Genomic DNA, 21,215 nt, shown 5'->3' on the forward strand with positions numbered 1-21,215 from the left:
GCTTGTGTGTAAAAACGCAGCTGTAGTGCGCGCGGCTGACACGTTTAGCAACGCGCAGCTGGTACGTTCAGTACTATACCCTATTTCGCACGTTCTTTTATCTAGCGCAGCTATTTCACATGCGCTTTTATCTGTGTTTCTAGCACGCCTCGTTCGTAACCTTTTGTCCCCCAATATAGGTTGCCGCAAGGGTCAAGTCCTGCTTCAACACATTAAAATCTGCCTGGCGCCCAGGAAGTATAAAGCCGCAGGTCTTCTCGATACCCGCCGACACAGCCGCGACTTCGGTCGCCATACGAATAGCCTTATCGAATGTCACGACCTGCCACTTCACCAAATTGCGCACAGCCTGCTCGAGCGTGAGCACCGAACCCGCGATGCTCCCAAGCGTGCCCTCTGCAAGAATAAGGTGCGCGAGGTTGTCCTTCATACGAATGGGGAAATCGCCGAGCATGTAATCGCCCTCGGGCATGCCGCCGCAGCGCAGGCAATCCGTCACCAGGCAAATCCACTCCCAGCCACGCGTGGCCACAAGCGCTTTTATTGCCTCGGGAAGTACGTGCATGCCATCGCAGATAAGTTCGGGGTAGGTCTGCGAGGTTGTCATAGCGCAACCGACCAAGCCCGCATTTCGATGATTGAGACCGCTCATGCCGTTGTAGGTGTGGACAAAGGAGGTCGCGCCCGCAGCCACCGCTGCCATACCCTGCTCATAAGTCGCATCCGAATGGCCCAAGACGCTCACGACACCCATCTCGCGCAATGCGCTGCAATATGCAACCGAGCCGTCGCGTTCGGGCGCAAGCGCGCTTTTGCGAATGAGGCCATGCGCAGCTTTTTGCCAACGTTTTAGCAGTTCAACATCGGGATCGCACATAAACTCGGGGTTTTGCGCACCCTTGTGCCTCTCGGTAAAGAATGGTCCCTCAAGATAAATGCCTTCAATACGCGCGCCGAGAAAATCGTCCCCTCGCATCGCTTTTGCCTCATAGACGCTAGCGCATGCGCGTTCAATTTCGGAAGCACGCTGCGTGAGTGTGGTGGGAACCCACGAGGTAGTACCGTGTGTTGCCAAAGCGCGGCTCGCAAGGTTAACGCCCTCGGGGTCACAGTCCATAACATCGTGTCCCACAAAACCGTGAATATGCGTGTCAACGTAGCCTGGCGCCACAATGCAGCCGCTGTAATCCAACACTGGAGCGTCAGCGGTGTCGGCTGCATCGCCATACGGCAGATCAGGCGTCACATTACCAAAACACCCATTGTTGACCTGCAAAAATCCTGTCCCCAGCACTCCTCCTGGAAGCACAAAAGTGTCAGCTTTTACAAAATAGGTATCGGCGCCAAGCGACGCGTCGTTCACTGCATTACTCACGGTATTCTTTTCCTCTCAACGCTTATGCATGCACGTGTATAGAATTATAAGGCATGCTATAACCATACTACTCTTTTAAACCGTTAAATTTAAGCGTAAGTTCTTGACAAACTACCGCGACACGCTCCGTGTACGTCCTATAATGAACAGGTACTACCAGCACGAAACGAAAGGTTTGTTTATGCGTATATTGGTTTACGGAGCGAAGAGTTACGACGTCGACTCGTTTAAAGCAGAACAAACACACTATCCCTCACTGGAACTCGAATTTACCGAGACGGGACTCAATCCTTTTACCGCCTGTCTTGCTAATGGATACGACGCCGTATGCGCGTTTGTGAATGATAATCTTTCGGCCATGACCCTCGACATTCTTGCTGGTTGTGACATCAAACTCGTCCTCATGCGCTGCGCTGGGTATGACGCAGTCAACGTTGAGTATGCAAAAACGCTCGGCATAACCGTTCTGCGCGTCCCCGCCTATTCGCCCGAGGCAATCGCCGAGCATGCCATGGGCCTCGCGCTGTGCGCCAATCGCCGCATTCATCGCGGGTACAACCGCGTTCGCGATAATGACTACTCGCTGGTCGGTCTTGTTGGTGAGACCCTCCATGACAAAACCGCTGGTATTATCGGCACGGGCCGTATTGGTGCAGCGCTGTGCCGCATTTGCAAGGGCTTTGGCATGACGGTGTTGGGAGCCGACCCCTACCCCAATCAAAAGTTGGTGGACGAAGAGCACGTCGTCGACGCCTATGTTTCTAACGAGGAGCTTTACCAGCGCAGTGACCTCATTTCGCTGCACGCATTTCTCGACGATAAGAGCTACCACATGATTAACGATAAGACCATCCGTGCCATGAAGGATGGCGTTATTTTTGTTAATACGAGCCGCGGTGGCTTGGTTGATACACCAGCACTCGTACGCGGCATTTTGTCGGGCAAAATTGGTGCCGCGGGCCTCGACGTGTATGAGGAAGAGAACCCCAACGTGTATCGCGACCGTACCGACGAAATTTTTGACCCCCCCACTGCGCAGCTGTGCGCATTTCCAAACGTGGTTGTTACCAGTCACCAGGCATTCTTTACCCGAGAAGCCCTCGCACAGATTGCTCATACGACCATGACGAATGCGCAAGCTTTTGCGGATAATCAACCGTTTATTAAGCAAAGTGTTGTATGCTAACGATACAGCAAAATGCAACACGATTTGGAATGCCGCACACCGTTACTGCAGCACAATTTATATGCCGCACATCGTCAATGCAGCACAATTTGCAAACTTTGCAAAGAAAGGAAGCGCTGTGAGCAATAAGAAGACAAAAATTGTTTGTACTATGGGCCCCTCGACCGAGGATGAAAACGTCCTGCGCGAACTCATTCGCAATGGCATGAACGTTGCCCGTTTTAACTTCTCGCATGGATCGCATGAGTATCACCGTGCTGGCATCGAGCGCGTGCGCAGAATTGCTGCAGAACTTGGTGTTCCCGTTGCCATTATGCTTGACACCAAGGGTCCCGAGGTCCGCACTGGTGAGCTCAAAGATCACAAAAAAGTGACCCTGACCACGGGTGACGACGTTGTGATTACCACTGACGATAATGTCATCGGTGATGCACATCGCTTCTCGCTCGACTACAAAAACCTCCCCAACGAAGCCGTACCTGGATCCATCATTCTTATTGACGACGGGCTTATCGGTCTGGAGGTCACCAAGGTCGAGGGTACCAACATGTATTGCCACGTTAACAACGGTGGTGAGCTGGGCGAGAAGAAAGGCGTCAACCTGCCCAACATCAACATCGGACTTCCCGCTGTTACCGAGCAGGATCGCAAGGACATCATCTTTGGCTGTGAGCTGGGCATCGACGCTATTGCTGCTTCGTTTATTCGCGATGCCGCAGGCGTTCACGAGATTCGTAAGATTTGCGCAGAGCATGGCGCCGAGCGCGTATCGGTCTACCCCAAGATCGAGAGCGCCCAGGGTGTTGCCAACTTTGACGAGATCCTTGAGGCCTCCTCGGGCATCATGGTTGCCCGTGGTGACTTGGGCGTAGAGGTGCCTGCCGCCAAGGTTCCCCACATTCAAAAGACCATCATCAAGAAGTGCAATGCGGCGTATAAGCCCGTCATTACCGCAACACAAATGCTCGACTCCATGATTCGCAACCCCCGTCCGACGCGCGCCGAAGTCAACGACGTTGCAAACGCCATTTACGACGGCACCGACTGCGTTATGCTTTCGGGCGAGACTGCCGCTGGTAAATACCCTGTTGAGGCTGTTAAAACCATGGCTGCCATTGCCGAAGAGACCGAAGGCTATCTCAACGAGCGCGGCACTTACTTTGATCGCGGCGGCGTTAAGAATGTAAACGGCGCTATCGGTTTTGCGGCTGTTACTACCGCCAACCGCGTGGGCGCAAAATGCATTTTGGCTCCCACTTCGTCGGGTCGTACTGCACGCCTTATTTCGAACTTCCGTCCGAAGCTTCCCTTGTATGCCTTCACCTATTCCGAGAAGACCTATCGTAAGTGCTGCTTCTACTGGGGCGTCACCTGCTTCTTGGCACCCGAGAACGACAGCTTCCATGACACCATCCGCGGTGCGCTTGATGCTGCACAGCAACGTGATCTTGTCGAGAAGGACGATCTTGTGGTCGTTACCGCTGGTGATCCCAAAACCTCGCCTGTACAGGGTGACTACTCAACTTCGACCAACATGATTATGGTGTGCCAGGTTAACGACAAATAGTGGTTTGTTACACTGACCGCAATTGTAACGCTAAGCGCCAGCTGTAGCATTCGTCTGTAACGTTCGTTACAGTGCTGACATCGTAAACGAAACGAGCGGGACCGAAATGTTCGGCCCCGCTCTGCTATTAGGGCACACTGTTACGTAATGCTCTTTAGCGCAATTTACATCTCAAAGCCATCGTCTAGTGTCCTGGAAAAAGCACTGGACGAATAAAGAAGTGTCCCAGCAAAACAACTACGAGCATAGCTGCTATAAAAATTCCCAGCCATATAAGTGAACTACGCAGCTCTTTTTTGGTAAATCCAGGATGGGGCAAGGAGGTTAAAAGGACAAGCATCATTATTGCGGCAGAATAAACTTGATTGCTGGTAAAATATGCTGGCAGAGGAAAGCCTGTATATTTACATATGCTTCCGAGGAAAAATACCGCTAATCCCGCTATAAGCACCTTTGCTGCATACCATACATATTTATAGGTAGCACTCATGCCCCACGCTACACGCTCATCAAGACCTGTGTTTGCGTTCATATTAGTACCTCGTAACCTCAAGTAGCTGATCTGTCCTCATTTTAATAGACTTACCCCAACGCTTATAAGTCGTGGTTCTTTCTTTACATTTCAACTTAAAGCCGAGATTTGGATCATCGGGGATTGTGCCTCCTAAGAGATCTATGATACCCCCGATAGCGCCAGCAACGCCACCAACCGCTTATAAAAAGATTTTATAGCGCTCTATGCAATGGTCAAAATAGTGAAAGCGCAAAAGAAATCATGGGTCTTATAAAGAGTGTATAGTAAACCCGTCTTACTAGAGTATACGTTAGGAAAGCGGGCAGTTACAGAAATTCTGCCACAAACCCCTCACACCCATTGTTAAGGCGTGTTTATGCAGGCTCGCGCCTGAACTAATGCCTAAAACGCAACGAATAACGCCTGTTCACTTCGTCAATCACGGCGACAAGTTTTTTAAATTCTGCATCTTGCCCGATGCCCGTTAAAAAAGCCAGTCCGTTAAAGACGGGAACATGCCAATCGACATCTTCTTTTACGGTGGAGATGTAAATATCGGCGGTACGAATTTCTTGGCGAAGGTGCTTCATTTCTACCGCTTCGCATTCTGCGTCAATATTTTTTGCAGAAAGCAACCTTTGCACCTTAGAAGCAACCGTTTGCGATGTTGCCACGCCAGATCCACATGCAACAATAATACGAGCAGTCAAAGGTTCCTCCCTCACACGCCTTTATTACTCTCACCATAGCAGTTTATACCAAGCACGGTACCTACAATTGCCGTACACGATCTATTTCTGAACTTATCACACAACGGTTTGCAGGGAGCCAAACACTGCCCCACTCAACAGGTACCCCATTATCAAGACGCACAAGCTGATCGAGATCAAGCACAGGCGCATGCTCGTCACAACGCAGCCATTGAGCACGCTTTTTTCCTGCAGTGCGCGCGCTATAAATCATTTCTGACTTACCAATCTGATGCCCACTGAGGCGTTCAACCGCTTCAAAAAGTCCCTCTTCAGAAAAATCTGCTTTATCGAGGCCGGGCACCGCCGAAAGATTGAGGTGGCTTTCGATAAACATGACGGGCTCACCGAACACTTCTCGAACGCGCGCAAGATATAAATAGGATTCGCCACGACCGATGCCAAGGGCATCGGCACAAGCTTTGCCAGCAAGTTCAACGCGCTTCTCAACAACCGTTGTTTGATACGGAATACCTTGCTCGTTCATCGATTCGGCGAAGGAGAGTAACGAGTTGGATGAGGGGCGCGCCATAACAGGCTGCGTAACATAGGTGCCACGACCCCGCTGCTGCACCAAAAGCCCCTCGTCAACAAGGGTTTTAATGCCTTTTTGAACGGTGCCGCGCGAAAGGTCGAGCATCTGCATGAGCTCATGCTCCGAAGGAATGCGATCGTCTACTCCCCACTGCTTTGAGTAGATCTTTTCGCGTACAAAATCCGAAACCTGTACATATAACAGTTCATCTGCTGATTTTTCGAACTTTGTCATATCATCCCCTCGTCACGAGCCTCTTTGTTTATTCTAGCGTATTCCAATCGTCTTGTATGCGAACCCGTTTTTGGTTTGCTGGGCGGTAGGACGCTGTGGCGCTGGAGCGCAACCGACGCGCACGGCACCATTCGCGCAAGTGAGGCAGACTGCTTACGTGCGACGCAAGCATGACATACCTTACGCACGAAGCTGCGCGCCCAAACCCTTTTCGAGCTTCGCAAGCATCTTGTGGTGGATCTTCTCGACCTCCTCGGATGTCAAGCTTCGATCAGACGCACGATAGAGCAGCGATACAGCCATGGACTTTTTGTTCGCGCGCTTCAGATCATCGTCGCGGTAGACATCAAACAGCGTTGCCTTTGTCAGCAGCGGGCCAGCAGCAGAATGTATGCGTTGCATGAGCACCTGTGCGCTCACCGATTCATTGACGATAAGAGCGATGTCCATCTGCACTGCGGGATGCGTCGGAATTGCTTGATAAGGCAACTCGCGGACGGCGTGCTTGAGCAGCACGTCTTGTGCGAGCTCAAAGGCGATGACGGGAACGTCAATATCAAAGTTGTGCAAGGCTTGCGGGTGCAGAGCGCCGACCCAGCCGAGCTTCTCGCCAGCCACTTGGATAGTTGCCGCTTGCCCTGGTGCAAGCCAGTCATAAGCTTCGGGATCGGCAACCTCGAAGCGCGCCTTTTGGATACGCAGGGCTTTGAGCAGCGTCTCGATCGCACCCTTCGCATCGAAGAAGTTGTAGCTTGCAGGCTTATGATTCCACGCAGCCTCACCAGCTGCTCCGCACAGGACAGCCGACACAAAGCTGGGCTCGTCAGGCTGAGCTGCGTCTGCGCTTCCAAAGAAGCAACGACCCTGTTCGTACAGCGCAATATCGTCAACGCCGTGCGCAAGGTTGTACGCAACACAGCGCAAAAGACCCGGAATGATGCTGCGGCGCATCTCGGATTGATCGGAAACCAAGGGGTCAAGCAGCTCTACGGGAAGACCGCGTCCATCCTCCGACATCTGCAAACGCGCAAGATCGCTGTGATCAGCAAAGCAATAGGTCGTCGTTTGGTGCAGGCCACAGCTGCGCAGCGTTTGCCCGATGATGCGCACACGATTCTGATCCAGCGTAAGGCCACCAACATGGTTTTTTGCAGCTGGCAACGTCGGCGTGACGCGATCCATGCCCCAGAGGCGCAAAATTTCCTCAATCATGTCAGCTTCGCGCGTCAGATCGGGACGATTCGCAGGCGCTACAACCTTCCAGGGCAACTCTGTGCAGTCAAGCTTGCAGCCCAAACGACGCAAAAAGCGCTGCATATCAGCATCGGCAATATCGGCACCACAGAGCTGGCGAACGCGCCCGGGACGCAACGACATATGCGCATGCTCGTACGAGCGCGCCACGCAATCAATAGCACCCTGCGCTACCTGCGCACCGCAAATTTGTTCAAACAAGGCCGCCGCAATCGAAGCCGCGCGGTCGCATTGCGTGGGATCGACCTGGCGCTCGTAGCGAATCGACGCTTCACTCATCAGATCAAGATTGCGACTCGTGCGCGAAATATGTCCTGCCGAGAAGACCGCGCTCTCGAGCAAAATATCGGTGGTATCATCGTCGATTTCGGAGTTTTGCCCGCCCATAACGCCAGCAAGCGCGACGGGCTTCTCGCCATTATCGCTGATAAGAGCCATGTCGGGCGTGAGGGTGCGCGTTTGTCCATCGAGGGTAACAAGCTGCTCGCCTTCATGCGCGGCACGCACGACGATGTGGTACTTGCCGTCGTCAGCACGCATGAGTTTGTGCAGGTCAAAGGCATGCAAAGGCTGGCCCGTCAGATACATCACGTAGTTGGTAATATCTACGACATTGTTGACACTGCGTGTACCTGCGGCGTTAACGCGACGAGCAAGCCACTCGGGACTGGGACCAATTTTTACTCCATGCATTACGCGTGCGACGTAACGGCAGCAGAGCTCTGGATCATCGATACACACCTCAAGCTGATCTTTTGTTGCAGGGGTATGTTCGTTTTGAATCGTAGGGGTAATCGTGGGATCGTCGAGATGCACATCGGTATCGTAAATGGCGCCTACTTCGGTCGCAATACCGTACATCGACAAGCAGTCGGGACGATTAGGCGTAATTTCGGCATCGATGATGGTGTCAGCCAAGCCTACATACTGGGCAAATGATACGCCCACGGGAGCATCAGGCGGCAAAATCATAATGCCCACCGAATCTGGCGCCAGTCCCAACTCGCGCTCCGAGCAATTCATGCCGTACGACTCAACGCCGCGCAGCTTCGATTTTTTAATGGTGATGCCGCCTGGCAAATGAGCGCCGATAAGGGCGGTGACCACGTGATCGCCCTCGTTAAAGTTTTGAGCGCCGCAGACAATTTGTAGTGGTGCTGGATTGCCCTGCTCGTCGGTGCTAAACGAACCGACATCAATCTTGGTTACCCACAGGTGATCAGAATCGGGGTGCGCGGTCTTCTCGACCACTTTACCAGTGACGATATGGTCAAACGCTTCGCCAGTATTCTCGACAGTCTCGACCTCTGTGCCCGTACGAACAAATTCGCGACACAGATCCTGTGGGTCATCGGGGAGCTCGACCATAGTTTTGAGCCATTCATATGAGATACGCATAGGAAATGCCTTTCAGTTATCAATTAGAGTCGATTGTCGATTAGAATTGTTGCAAAAAGCGCATATCGCCTGTTATAAGCATGCGCAGGTCGGGCAGGTCATAACGAAGCGCCGCGACACGTTCGGCGCCGATACCAAACGCAAAGCCAGAGTACTTCTCGGGATCAATGTCAACATAACCAAAGACGTTGGGATCGACCATACCGCAGCCCAAAATCTCGAGCCAGCCCGTGTTCTTGCAAAAACGGCAACCGCTGCCGTGGCAAATGTTGCACGAAACGTCGACTTCGCAACTCGGCTCCGTAAAGGGGAAAAAGTGCGGTCGATAGCGCGTGGCACGGTCGGCACCAAACATGGCACGACAAAAATGGTCAAGGGTTCCCTTGAGGTCGCCAAAGGTAATGCCTTCGTCAACAACCAGGCCTTCGATCTGTGTAAATTGCGGCAGGTGGTTGGCATCAGCTGTATCGGGGCGAAAAACGGTGCCTGGGCAAATCATATAAATAGGTGGCTTTTGTTCCTCCATCGTGTGGATTTGCACGCCCGAAGTTTGGGTGCGCAACAATATGTCCGACTCGCCCTGGACGCGCGCGGGGTAGTTGCCGGCACTTGCGGGGCCAGCGGTGTCAGCGGCAGCGGTGCCTTGCGTACGATCGCGCAGATAAAAGGTATCGCGCGGCGAACGAGACGGATGATCTTCGGGAGCATTAAGCGCGGTGAAATTGTAATAGGTCGTCTCGACATAGGGGCCATCTTGTACGCTATAGCCCAGACCCACAAAAAATTCTTCGATCTCTTCCACAATCTGAGAAATGAGATGTTGCGTACCAAGCGTATGCGGGGTACCTGGCAAGGTTACGTCAACAGCCTCGGCCTTCATGCGCGCCTGCAGCGCTTGCTGCTGCAAATCCGCTTTGCGCTGGCCGAGGAGGGCCTCGAACTCGGTGCGCACTTCATTCGCCTTTTTTCCCACCAGGGGACGCTCGGCGGGATCTACCGTTCCCATCGAACGCAAAACAGCTGCAAGCGTGCCTTTTTTGCCCATCACGACGACACGGATGTGCTCAAGCTCGTCCAAGGTCGTAGCTGAAGCAAGCTCAGCTGTTGCCTGCTGTGCAATGCTTGTAAGCTTATCGATAAGCGACATCGAGTTTCCTTTCTCAAATGTTCCATAAAAAACGCCCTCAAGCTTCGTAAAGCTCAAGGGCGAAAATTTTTCCGCGGTACCACCTTGATTAATGTTTGCTGTTCGCGTACACGAGCGTGCGCAACGCTGTGCATGTGCGCGGGTTCGCGCGAATGCAAACGGGCAAACATCCCCTTATTGATTCTCGTATCGTGAGAAAAACGGATCACCTACTGATTGGAACACTCACGGCTGGCGCCTTACGTACCTCGCACGCGCGGTGGTCGCCTTACGAACTCTATGCGGCGAGCCCAATGCACCTCGCACCACTTATTCCAACGTTCAGGTCACGGCTGCTAGAGTGAACGCCCTTCTCGAATTGCATAGGTATTTCTCAACCTCGAATACCTTCTCTGTCTACAATTACGCCGAGAAGAACCCTCTCCGTCAACGCCTTGCAGCATAGCTTAGCACACCGACGATGAAAATGGGAATTTTCCTTGCGACAACGCACGAATATTATGAGCTACCGCATCGTCTTCCACTCTGCCCGTGCGCCAGTTTGCCACCGCAGCCGCCTCGGGAACAGCACCCGCAACGGCAACGGAATGCTTCACGTGCCTGAGCATGGCAACATCATTGCCACCATCGCCAAACACCATGACCTCATCAAGCGAAATCTCTAGCGCTTCTGCTAAAACATCAATGCCAGCAGCCTTGTTCCAGCCTTTTTTCATAACGTTGAGAAGACCAGGGTTAGGCACGTCAAAATCCCACTGCGGCAAAGCTTGCTGAAGCTCATCGCACAGCTCGTGGGTTTTTGCAAGATCGAGCTCGGTAAACACGTTGACCTTATCGATGCCCACAAGCGCCGCCAGATCGGCATCGAGCTCTTCGAGCGTATGCTGCCCGTCGTAGTCGTGCCCAACCGCGCCGCGCGCATACGCAGCAAAACTTTGTGCCAGCACCACGCGGTCGCCACACAAAATATGAGGAATGCCCTCAACAAAGCAATACACGCCCGTGTTTAGCCGACCAAAGCACGCCTCCAACAGTGGCAGCAGTTCAGCGACCGAAAATTCCGCTTGACGAAGGAGCTTTCCATTTAAATAAACCGATTGCCCATTGGCGGCAACGCAAGTCGCATACGTGCGCGCATCCTCTCGAAAAATGCTATGCAACCAGGGCTGTCCACGTCCCGTGCACGGAGCAAAATATAAACCCGCCTCCTGTGCCTCGTGAATAGCTTGCAGCATATTAGGCGAAATTTGCTTTTCGCCATACGGGAGTATCGTGCCGTCGATGTCGGAAAGTATGAGCTTAATCACAAGACCTCCAGAATTGTTCTCGCGCAGCGTGCCCGTGCGTATATCATGCATAATAGGTGCATATGTATTATATGCGCATAAGGAGGTCATCTATGAATGCAAATACCATCCCACAACATACACAGCTGCAAGAACAGCTGCAAGACGACCTTGCCGAACTCGATAGTATCGAGAAACGCCTGTTTGCGTTTCTCTATGCATCTACCAGCATTTACTTTAATGGCACCACGGTTGATCCCGTCAAGGCAGCAGCTGGACGCGGTGAAGCGCTGACCGTTTTTGATGAGGAGCAGCGCAAACTGCTGTGCAGCCCCGATACAGGCGAGCTCTTAGAGCGCTTGCGCCAAGCCGATAAGTGCGGCGAACTTGATGAAACCCGCTCGGCCCAAGTGCGCATCCTCTCGCGCGATCGCGCGCAGCAGGCCGACATCCCCTTTGACGTTGCCAGTGATTTTACGCGCCTGCGTGCCGAGGCGGGCGACGTATGGCATAAGGCAAAAATCAGTGGCGATTGGGCAAGCTTCGAGCCCCTTCTCGATAAGATCGTCAAAAGCATGAAGCATATTGCCAGCTATAAGGATGCCTCGAAGAGTCCTTATGATGTGTGGCTCAATGAGTTTGAGCCTGGTTGCGATCGAGCACTGTACGACAACTTCTTCGAGGCGGTTAAAAAGACGGTTGTGCCGCTGGTCAAAAGCATTGTCGCCCACAAGTATCAGCCAAGTCGCGCCTGCGTCGAGGGGGCGTTTGATCCAGGTCTGCAATGGGAGCTTGGCCGCGAACTCATCAAACTCGAGGGTGTCGACACCGATGCACTGGTCTTGGCCAAAAGTGAGCACCCCTTTACGGATTCATTGACCACGCAGCACGTCTTCGTGACCTCGCATGTGTATGAACATGACGTTTTATCCAATATCTTCTCAATCCTGCACGAAGGTGGCCATGCCCTATACGAACAAGGCGTAGACAGCCACTACAATTACACCTGCCTTAAAGGTGGCACGAGCATGGGCATGCACGAAACGCAGTCGCGCTTTTTCGAGAATATCGTGGGTCACAGCAAAGCATTTGCCCCTGTTTTGCTCGACCTCCTTACCAAGTACTTCCCCGAGCGCATGAGCGGCGTCAAGCTTGATGCATTTTATGCTGCCGAGAATCGCGTCACGCCGTCACTCATCCGCATGGATGCCGACGAACTCACCTATCCCCTGCATATTTTGATCCGCTACGAGATGGAGCAGGAGCTCTTCGCAGGTGACATCACAGCCCGCGATGTTCCGCGTGTATGGGCACAAAAATACAAGGATTATCTGGGTATTGACGTCCCCAACCACAGCGTGGGTGCACTGCAGGATATGCACTGGTCAGATGGCTGCATTGGCTACTTCCCCACCTATGCGTTGGGTAGCGCCTACGGAAACCAGCTTGCCGCCAAGATGATAGAAGAGGGCATGGACTTTGACGGCGTGATTGCATCGGGCGACCTTGAGCCCATTCGTGAGTGGCTGCACAGCCGCATTTGGCGCTATGGCCGCAGTAAAGATCCTTTGGTACTCTTCGAGCAGGCCGTCGGTGCAAAGTTTGATCCTCGTTTTTACACTGAGTATCTCGAGAAGAAATTCTCGGACATTTACCAGCTGTAAACCGGCTACACATCGTAAGGAGATCGCATGAGGGCTTGTATTCAACGCGTCACCCACGCACGGGTGTCCATAGATTCCGAGGTCGTGGGCAGCTGCCAAAAAGGCCTCATGATACTGCTCGGCGTCGCGGAAGATGATACCGCAAAGACCGCCCAGCAGCTTTGGAGCAAAATTTACAACCTTCGCATTTTTAATGACGAGAAGGGCAAAATGAACCTTTCGCTGGCTGATATTGAAGGCGACGCGCTGATCGTGAGCCAGTTTACATTGTATGCCGATGCTCGCCGTGGAAGGCGCCCGTCGTTTATTCAGGCTGCCTCTCCGCAGACAGGCTCTGCGCTGTACGAGAAGTTCTGCGAGTTTGCGCGCGGTGATATTCCAACACTTGATCAGGGTGTTTTTGGCGCCGATATGCAGATTGAACTCGTAAACGATGGTCCCGTGACCATTTGGCTTGATACTAAAGAACTAGGCTTTTAGCCACAAGCTTAGGCCCAACGCAGCTTCGAGCGCTCAAGCTTAGCCTTGCGCACTCGACGATCTTGCGAACATGCAACAAAAGCAGGTTGCCTTTGGGGCAGCCTGCTTTTTTGCACTTGGTTGTAGCTGTTATGTATCTTCAGCTATTACTCATTTTCATTCTGGGAGCGTCTACGACGGTGACGCACTGGTATCGTAACGGTGGGTTGAGACACGCCCTTATCGCCTGGACGGCGATGACGACTTGTCCCAGAACCGCCCGCATCACACGGGCTTGCGCTACGAGGATTCACACCACGACTACTCACACCACGCGCATCGATATGTGTCACCACATGTGTGCTCTTGTGGCGTGATGCCGCAGATGGTGCAGATGCAGATGACGCAGAGCTTGCCGAGAAGGCGTCCTCTTCATGTGAGGTATTATGACGACGGCGTTTACGCGGGGAAATAGCATTTTCGGTGCCATTCTCGGCGACGGGGCTATACGAAGCGCGCTGATCGCGTCGGTCGTCGCGTTGATCTTCTCGCCTAGCAGTGCGACCTTTGGAGGCACGTCCTTGTGAGGCTTGTGAGCCCTGCGAACTGCGGTTGCGCGAGCCCTGCCGCCCCTGTGAGCGGGTGTTTTTACGAACCGTATCGGTATCAAAATCAATAAATAGATGCATATCGTCGTCGGGCTCGGGAGGCAAAAAACCGTTTTTACGATCGAGCTCCGCGAGGGCCACCTGAATCTCGGGCGAGTTCAAGCGATCGAGCGCCGAACGAGAAACGCTATCGGGACGGCAGCCGCAGCCGTGCGCCTTGGCTTTTGCGCAAGCGGCAGGAGACGCGTCCATGTCAGCCAGAGGGATGCGAATCTGCTTACCGCTTTCGAGGCGCAGCGAAATCTCCTCTTTGGGCGTGTTGTACTCAATAATTTTTGCTGTACCTAGGGGTGTGTCGATGAGGGTATTGCGCTTTGGTGCACGAGACTTAAAGTCGCGATACGCCTCAAATTCATAGCGCAAGCAGCACATAAGCCTGCCGCAGGCGCCCGAAATCTTTGCCGAATTCAGGGGCAAATCCTGCTCTTTGGCCATGCGAATCGAAACAGGTTCAAAAGGACGACCAAATCTGCGACAGCATAATTCTTGTCCGCAGTGAGCAAAACCGCCCACGATGGCGGCTTCTTCGCGCACACCAATCTGACGCATGTCAATGCGCTTTTGCAGCGCATGCGACAAATCGCGCACGAGCTGACGAAAATCAACACGATCGTCTGCCACAAAATAACAGACGGCCTTCTCGTCATCAAACAGGTATTCGACGGCCACGGGCTTAATATCGAGCTCGCATTTTTTTGCCAGCTCACTAAAGATGGGAAGAGCGCGCTCGGACTGGATGGCAAGATCGTCGGCATGTGCAAGGTCTTCATCTGTGGCAATGCGCACGACGCTGGACAATGTGGCTTCGCCTAGGGTGTCGCCCAACTCTTCCGTGGGGACGTCAAAGGCGTCGCGGGTGGTCAGGCCTATTTCGCAGCCGCGCTCGGTGGTCACAATAACATGATCGCCCATCACGGCGCCGCAATCATTTGGATCAAACCACAGGTCATGAATACTATATGAAAATTTCACCGGTAAAACGGTGGGCATTACAGGGCCTCCTTGGCGGATAACAGCATGACCTCAAGGGCTAGCTGCGGTGATACATTTTGTTGGATATCTCGAATGGCAACGTCCGTGGCCTTGAGCGCCTCGAGCACTGCTTGGGAGTTTGTCGTGCGTGCCAAGCGCACAATTTTGTGCGCCACATCGGTATTCTCGACAGACTGCTCCATATGCTCGCAGCATAAAAGCGCATCACGAAGCACCCGCTGTATGACATTGAGTACTTCTATCATACCCAAACGATTCTGCGAGGTTCGCTCGCGCTTTTTTTGCGCCTCGATGGTCGACTGTGCTTTTTTGGACAGATACTGTTCTTGAATGGACGCCTCGTGGAGCTCCTCGTCGGTGGGCTCATCTGCGGAACTGCCGTCGATATCGCTAGCGGTGGACGCTTTTGCGGTCGACTTCATCGCCGTCTTCGTGGATGCAGGCATCACGAGCTCCGTTAACGCCTGCGCAGCCTGCAAAATTTCCCAGGCATTCATATGTGCGAGCCTGAAGAGAAGATCGAGCACTTGACGACGTGCCTCTTGCCGAAGCGGAGATGCCAAAAAAGCAATGGCATCAGCGGCGTTTCCCGTTAAGGCAAGCGCAATGGCAGCACGCTCGTCACAAATGCCCGACACGCTTTGCACAGCTGGCAGCGCATCGGCATCGCAGGTTTGCACCAGCGGAATAATCTGACAACGCGACACAATGGTGGGAAGCACGCTTTGCAACGAGCGCGCCAGAAGCACAAACACCGTCGTTGCAGGTGGCTCTTCAATGGTCTTGAGCAGGGCATTGGCGCTGCTATCAAAAAGCATATCGGCATCTTGCACAATATACAGCTTGTTGGCTGCGCGCACGGGAGCCATTGCGACATCGGCGATAAGATCGTGCACTTGGCTCACCAAATAACCAGCAACGCCTGCTGGAGCATACCAATGCACGTCAGGGTGGCTACGATGAGCAACGCGCAGGCATTCATGACAGGTCGTATCGCCCACTTGCGGACAGACGAGGCTTTGCGCAAGTGCTTGGGCAAGCTGTGCTCTTTCGACAGAAGTGGCACCGACAAACAAATATGCATGCGACAGTTTATGGCTACTCAGTGCGGCCTGCAAAAATGAGGTAGCACGAGGCTGTGTCGTCATATGCTGTAAAGCTTGTGAGGCGAGTTGCTCGACGGGTTTCGAGGCGGCTTGCGGGATGGCATGCGAGTTGACACTACTCATCGGCAAGCTCCACAAAGATGTCAGCAAGCTCACGCTTCACACGCGCTTCTACCTGCAGTATTGTTCCTGATGCATCAATGAGTTTCACACGATCAGATTCTTGTTGCGCAAGACCCATAAAGCGCTGCTGCACCCGTTTTTGAAACGCCAAGCCTGCCGCTTCAAGACGGTCGGGCGTCGTTTGTGTAGCGCGGGCATAGGCCTCTTCGGGATCCAAATCAAATACCAGTGTTCGTGTAGGGATCACGCCGCAGCAGCCAAGCGCATTGGCACGGCTCACGAGCTGCTCGTCGAGACCACGACCGCCCGCTTGATACGCCGTCGTTGAGTCAAAAAAGCGGTCGCACAAAACGATGCTGCCATCTTGCAAGGCAGGAAGAATAACCTGCTGCGTCAATTGTGCACGAGAGGCTTCATACAGAAGCAACTCACATTCGTCGCTCATGTCATGGTTGCGCACGTCAAGCAAAAGCTCGCGAATACGTTCCGAGATGGTAGTACCACCAGGTTCGCGAAGCTCCACCAACGAAAGCCCCGAGCTACGAAGCGTATGCGCTAAGCGTTTGATCTGCGTGGTTTTACCACAGCCATCAATGCCTTCAAATGTAATAAACATTCCTGCCATAGCTCTGCGTCACCACTATGAGGATTTCTCGTCGCTTGCGGTCTTGGTACTTGCGGTCGTCTTTTTCCCGCTCGTCGATTTTCTCGATGTGCTCGCCTTTTTGCTGGCACCAGCCTTAGTGGTCGCAGCCTTAGTGGTGCCAGCTTTTTTGCCAGAAGCGGCCTTGCTCGAGCGCCTACCGCGAGCAGACGCTTTTTCTTTGGAAGGACAGTCCAGATTGGGACAGAGCTTCCACGGACCGCGCGCAGTTTGCACGATAACCAGCGGTGCCTCGCAGTCGGGGCACTGCTCCTGTGTCGCCGTTAAGGCACCACGCGCAGGCAAGGGATAGCTCGTCTGACAGGTTTCGTAATTCGTGCAGCGAATAAAACGCTTACCCGTGCGCTCCGACTTGTGCGCCACAAGCTCGCCTGTCGCGCCCGTTTGTGCACACACATGGCAAACGCCAACCACGACATCAGGCTCCTGATTGGTCGAACACGCTGGATTCACGCACACTTCAAACGCCTTGCCCCTAAATGGCTTGCACTTAATGCGCGGAGCACCACACTCGCTACAGCAAGCCGCGGCGCCGTGGAGCGCCTCAATGCGCACGTTCGAGGGAACAGGATAGGTCACGTCACAATCGGGCCAGCCCATGCAGCCAATAAAATTGCCACGCGTCTTGGCCGAAGACTTAAGCACCAAATCTTTGCCGCAGACGGGGCAAGCGCCCACGCGCGCATCGGCGGTCACGGCATCGGAAATCGCGTCACCCAAATCTTGTGTATGGTCGATAAGACCATCCATCATGTCAGCCAACAGCGAACGCGAGTGCGTAACCACTTCATACTGAGTGTCACTACCCTGCGCAACGTTAGTCATATCCTCTTCGAGCTTACTGGTCATCTCGGGAGAGGTAATGTGCGGCGCATAGGTTTGCAAAGCGTCGATAATAGCCATACCCAGCTGACTTGGCTCAACGGGATCATTCTTCAAATATTTCACCGCGTACAGGCGCTCAATCATGGACGCACGAGTCGACTTGGTTCCCAGCCCCAGGCGCTCCATTTCTTGAATCAACTTGCCCTGGCTGTAGCGCGCAGGAGGCTCCGTTTGCTTTTGCGTCAACGTGGTGTCGTGCAAACTGACTTCGTCACCCTGCTGCAAAGCTGGAAGCTGCTCATCCTTTTTAAGACCGTAGTGATAAATGCTCCGAAAACCAGGGGCTTTAAGAACATCGCCCGATGCGGCAAAAAGCTCGCCAGCCACATCGATCTTCAGTTTTGTTTGCTCGATAAGAGCAGCGTCAAGCAAGGTTGCTAAAAAGCGACGCGCAATCAAGTTGTAGAGCTTCCACTCGGCAGGCGTCAATTTTTCGGGACTTACCGCCGCTGTGGGATAAATGGGCGGGTGATCCGTCGTCTGCTGCTTGCCGCGCGTGGGGTGCAATTTTGCTTGCGATAAAATCTGCTCGCAGGCTGCACGGTAGGCTGGAACCGCCTTAAGGGTTCCCACTACCGAGCGCAAATTAAGCGATGAGGGGTAGACGGTATTATCGACACGCGGGTAGCTGATAAGACCTTCCATGTATAAGGATTCCGCCAAACGCATGGTTCGTGCAGGCGAAAGTCCTTCGGCAGCAGCTGCCGCTTGCAGTGAGGTTGTATTAAACGGTGCTGGAGGTGCTTGTTTGCGCTGGCGGGTAGTGACTTCTACCACACGTCCTTGCTTCACGCCGTCGACCGCCGCAAACGCTGCCTGAGCTGCGTCAGCGTCAAAAAAGCGACCTTGTGTGTGGGAGATTTTAAAACTGTCGTCAGGCGCACCAGCCGCAGCCTGCGCGGTCTTCTCGGCTGGCGCAGCGGGCACACCAGCTGCAGAAGCCATGCTCGTTAAAAGCCAGTAGGTTTGCGGGACGAAGGCCATACGCTCGCGTTCGCGCTCAACAACCAGCGCTAGAGTCGGCGTTTGCACGCGGCCAGCAGAACGCGTATTGCCAAAGCCACTTTGCTTCGCCACAGTCAAATAGCGTGTCAACACGGCGCCCCAAATGAGGTCGATGTAGCGGCGCGAATCTCCAGCATCAGCCAAGTCTTGATCCAGGTCAACAAGGTTGCGAAAAGCATGATCAATCTCGGCTTTTGTAAAGGCAGAGTAGCGCGCGCGACTCACGGGAACGTCAGGTGCGACCTCGCGAATTTGCAGCAAGGCATCCGAACCAATGAGCTCACCTTCACGGTCAAAGTCGGTACCGATGATGATTTCGTCCGCTTTTTTCGCAAGATTTTTGAGAGCACGGACAATTTCTTTTTCTGCGGGGAGCTTCTCGACAGGGGCCCAGACCAAGTAGGGCAAGCTCGCCAGATTCCACGATTTAATGGAAATACCGTCGGCCATATAGGGGCGGCGTTTCGTAGCAAAAGGAGGTGTGGGAAGCGTCGAGGGCACATCACAGGAAAGCACTTCTCCCCGCTCGCTTATAGCAAACCACCCATCACGCTTTTTGTAGTGCAACTCCGCAGGAAAACTCGGTTCCAAAATGTGGCCACGCAAACCAATGCTGACCCACGCCTCCTGCTCGTGTTCGAAGCGATACACGGGCGTGTGGTAGACCTTATCGACCACCGGCTTTGCCGAGTCGCTCAAAAGGCGTGCAATTTGAAGAGCGGCATCATTTTTCTCTGCGACAACGAGTTTCACTCGCATACTCCTTTATCTATAAGCTTATGCAACTACTTGTGTATGTACCGCTAAGCTCATGCGTCTATACGGTTGGTCTTAGCCTTGGCCTTGGTCGCGATTCGCGTAATCCTCACGCGTCCATCGAAGAGCGGCTTTACCATCGCGCACGATAATGACCTGGCGAGCAATCATCAGCGAAAGCTCATACAAAGAAATGAGTGCGGCAAACATCAAAATCATGGTAACGGGCGAGGCATCGGGAGTAACCACTGCCGACAGGCCCATGAGCCCGACATACACATAGCGCCAGGCGCCACGAATGGTTGCATAGGGCAATACGTGCAACGCAGTCAGGTAAAAGACCACCAAAGGCAGCTCAAAGGCAATGCCAAAACCAATTTCGAGAAGCACGATCATATCGATATAATCTTCTGCCTGCGCAATGATGCGCGCAAAGTCGGCTGCCTGCTCATAGAGCCAACCAAAGGCTGCGGGCAGCGCTACAAAATAGCAAAAGATCATGCCCAAATAAAACAAGACGATAAGGGCGGCGACCGTAGGCACCACCCATTTTTGCTCATTGGGCTTGAGCGCAGGCAGGAAAAACGCAAGTACCTCCCACACGACAATGGGCGTGCAGACGATAAGCGATGCGTACATAGCAAGTTTAAAACGTATGGTAAAACCACCCAGAGCGGTCAGCACGGTTAGCTGTCCGTCGGGAATATATTCGCGAATGGGATCGATCAAAATGTCGATCAATACGGGCGTTGCCTCGTATAACACCACCGTTGCTATCAACAGGGCAACGACGATGATCGTAAGACGGCGGCGAAGCTCTCCCAAGTGGTCGAGCAGGGGCATGCGAGCTGGTCCAATAGGCATATGCAACGGGATGGGCATCGTGCGTATAAGCTACCTCGTCCCTCCCTCCTTTACTGAATCGCTTGCATCCTTAGGTTCTGGTTCTGAGGCGGGTGCTGACTGCGGGGCCGCTGCTTCAGTTGCTTCGGCTTGCGCTGGTTCGGCTGGTTCGACCGACATTGGCTGAGAAGTACTTTGTTTTTTGGAGGCCACCACGACCACGGGTTTTGCTGGCTCGTATAAACCATACAATGCCGAAGCTGATTTGGGATCAGCAGGTTCGGCTGGTTTGTCGGCAGCGGACTCTTCGGTTGTAGTTACCTCGGCAGGTTTGTTTGTAGGCTCGTCTACAGGTTTGTTTGTGGACTCCTTGGCTGGTTCGCCTGAGTCTTGCTCGCTGGTCTTCTCGTCCGTACCCTCGGAATCACTTGCAGTCTCTGTAGGTTTGTCGTCAATCTCATCAGAAGCTGCTTTGACCTCATCGGTCTTATCGGCAGCAGGAGATGAAGAATTTTCCTGCTCGGCGCTGGCCTTCTTTTGGGCAAACGTTTCCTTTTTTGAAGCACTGTCCTTATCGGCATCAAGCTCATCTTCGATCTTGGAGCTTGTGTTATCCTGGGCGCTCTCGTTCATGGGGTCGAAAAGCTCGGTTTGCAGCACTTTGGTGACGTTGTCCTGCGCGGCGCGCATTTGCCGAAGGGCTCGACCAACAGTCCTGCCTATACCAGGCAGCTTGTCGGGGCCAAAGAGCAAAAAGCCAAAAAGTAAAATGAGTGCGAGCTCGGTCTCGCCAATACCAAACAC

The 21,215-nt window shown here is 53.4% G+C and carries 17 protein-coding genes; 4 read left to right on the top strand and 13 right to left on the bottom strand.

Annotated elements, in window-relative coordinates; all coding sequences use genetic code 11:
* Positions 1-139 precede the first annotated feature (139 nt).
* A complete protein-coding gene (gene nagA / locus HMPREF3192_RS02080) occupies positions 140-1,375 on the bottom strand; it encodes an N-acetylglucosamine-6-phosphate deacetylase (protein WP_066304921.1) in 1,236 nt (411 codons plus the stop codon).
* A 181-nt stretch (positions 1,376-1,556) separates the two neighbouring features.
* Between nagA and HMPREF3192_RS02085 the strand changes: the two genes are divergently transcribed.
* On the top strand, positions 1,557-2,561 hold the full coding sequence (locus tag HMPREF3192_RS02085; protein WP_066304925.1) for a 2-hydroxyacid dehydrogenase: 1,005 nt from the start codon (positions 1,557-1,559) through the stop codon (positions 2,559-2,561).
* A 118-nt stretch (positions 2,562-2,679) separates the two neighbouring features.
* On the top strand, positions 2,680-4,128 hold the full coding sequence (gene pyk, locus HMPREF3192_RS02090) for a pyruvate kinase (protein ID WP_231723329.1): 1,449 nt from the start codon (positions 2,680-2,682) through the stop codon (positions 4,126-4,128).
* Positions 4,129-4,312: 184 nt separating this feature from the next.
* Here the strand turns inward: pyk and HMPREF3192_RS02095 are convergent, their stop codons facing one another.
* From HMPREF3192_RS02095 to HMPREF3192_RS02120, 6 genes are all read right to left on the bottom strand, one after another.
* Entirely contained in the window at positions 4,313-4,660 is a 348-nt protein-coding gene (locus HMPREF3192_RS02095) for a hypothetical protein (RefSeq protein WP_066304926.1), read from the bottom strand.
* A 377-nt stretch (positions 4,661-5,037) separates the two neighbouring features.
* Positions 5,038-5,352 carry a PTS sugar transporter subunit IIB gene (locus HMPREF3192_RS02100; protein ID WP_066304927.1) on the bottom strand — a complete coding sequence of 105 codons (315 nt, stop codon included), beginning with the start codon at positions 5,350-5,352 and terminating at the stop codon, positions 5,038-5,040.
* 61 nt (positions 5,353-5,413) lie between these two features.
* The gene (locus tag HMPREF3192_RS02105; RefSeq protein WP_066304929.1) at positions 5,414-6,160 is read right to left on the bottom strand and encodes a GntR family transcriptional regulator; all 747 of its coding nucleotides are present in this window, start codon (positions 6,158-6,160) and stop codon (positions 5,414-5,416) included.
* Positions 6,161-6,340: 180 nt separating this feature from the next.
* Complete coding sequence (gene pheT, locus HMPREF3192_RS02110) at positions 6,341-8,812, bottom strand: phenylalanine--tRNA ligase subunit beta (RefSeq protein ID WP_066304930.1); 2,472 nt, start codon at positions 8,810-8,812, stop codon at positions 6,341-6,343.
* Between the two features lie 40 nt (positions 8,813-8,852).
* A complete protein-coding gene (gene pheS / locus HMPREF3192_RS02115; RefSeq protein WP_066304933.1) occupies positions 8,853-9,959 on the bottom strand; it encodes a phenylalanine--tRNA ligase subunit alpha in 1,107 nt (368 codons plus the stop codon).
* A 446-nt stretch (positions 9,960-10,405) separates the two neighbouring features.
* Positions 10,406-11,317: an HAD-IIB family hydrolase gene (locus HMPREF3192_RS02120; RefSeq protein ID WP_197414540.1), complete on the bottom strand. Its 912-nt coding sequence runs from the start codon at positions 11,315-11,317 to the stop codon at positions 10,406-10,408.
* Positions 11,318-11,358: 41 nt separating this feature from the next.
* On the opposite strand from HMPREF3192_RS02120, the gene HMPREF3192_RS02125 reads away from it, so the two are divergent.
* Both HMPREF3192_RS02125 and dtd read left to right on the top strand, forming a co-directional pair.
* The gene (locus HMPREF3192_RS02125; protein ID WP_066304937.1) at positions 11,359-12,909 is read left to right on the top strand and encodes a carboxypeptidase M32; all 1,551 of its coding nucleotides are present in this window, start codon (positions 11,359-11,361) and stop codon (positions 12,907-12,909) included.
* 27 nt (positions 12,910-12,936) lie between these two features.
* Positions 12,937-13,389, top strand: coding sequence for a D-aminoacyl-tRNA deacylase (dtd, locus tag HMPREF3192_RS02130; RefSeq protein ID WP_066304938.1), 453 nt, complete (start codon positions 12,937-12,939; stop codon positions 13,387-13,389).
* 146 nt (positions 13,390-13,535) lie between these two features.
* Here the strand turns inward: dtd and HMPREF3192_RS06595 are convergent, their stop codons facing one another.
* The 6 genes from HMPREF3192_RS06595 to HMPREF3192_RS02160 form a co-directional block, all read right to left on the bottom strand.
* Positions 13,536-15,026 carry a PSP1 domain-containing protein gene (locus HMPREF3192_RS06595; protein ID WP_082715565.1) on the bottom strand — a complete coding sequence of 497 codons (1,491 nt, stop codon included), beginning with the start codon at positions 15,024-15,026 and terminating at the stop codon, positions 13,536-13,538.
* Complete coding sequence (locus HMPREF3192_RS02140) at positions 15,026-16,258, bottom strand: DNA polymerase III subunit (protein ID WP_082715566.1); 1,233 nt, start codon at positions 16,256-16,258, stop codon at positions 15,026-15,028. Before HMPREF3192_RS02140 ends, HMPREF3192_RS06595 begins: the two co-directional genes overlap by 1 nt.
* Positions 16,251-16,883: a dTMP kinase gene (gene tmk, locus HMPREF3192_RS02145; protein ID WP_066304940.1), complete on the bottom strand. Its 633-nt coding sequence runs from the start codon at positions 16,881-16,883 to the stop codon at positions 16,251-16,253. The genes HMPREF3192_RS02140 and tmk overlap by 8 nt, the downstream gene beginning before the upstream one ends.
* A gap of 15 nt (positions 16,884-16,898) precedes the next feature.
* Positions 16,899-19,565: a DNA topoisomerase I gene (locus HMPREF3192_RS02150; RefSeq protein WP_066304941.1), complete on the bottom strand. Its 2,667-nt coding sequence runs from the start codon at positions 19,563-19,565 to the stop codon at positions 16,899-16,901.
* Positions 19,566-19,643: 78 nt separating this feature from the next.
* Complete coding sequence (tatC, locus tag HMPREF3192_RS02155; RefSeq protein WP_066305135.1) at positions 19,644-20,432, bottom strand: twin-arginine translocase subunit TatC; 789 nt, start codon at positions 20,430-20,432, stop codon at positions 19,644-19,646.
* Between the two features lie 30 nt (positions 20,433-20,462).
* A complete protein-coding gene (locus HMPREF3192_RS02160; protein ID WP_066304943.1) occupies positions 20,463-21,215 on the bottom strand; it encodes a twin-arginine translocase TatA/TatE family subunit in 753 nt (250 codons plus the stop codon).

It is taken from the genome of Atopobium deltae, from assembly GCF_001552785.1.
In the GTDB taxonomy this organism is placed as follows: Bacteria; Actinomycetota; Coriobacteriia; order Coriobacteriales; family Atopobiaceae; genus Atopobium; species Atopobium deltae.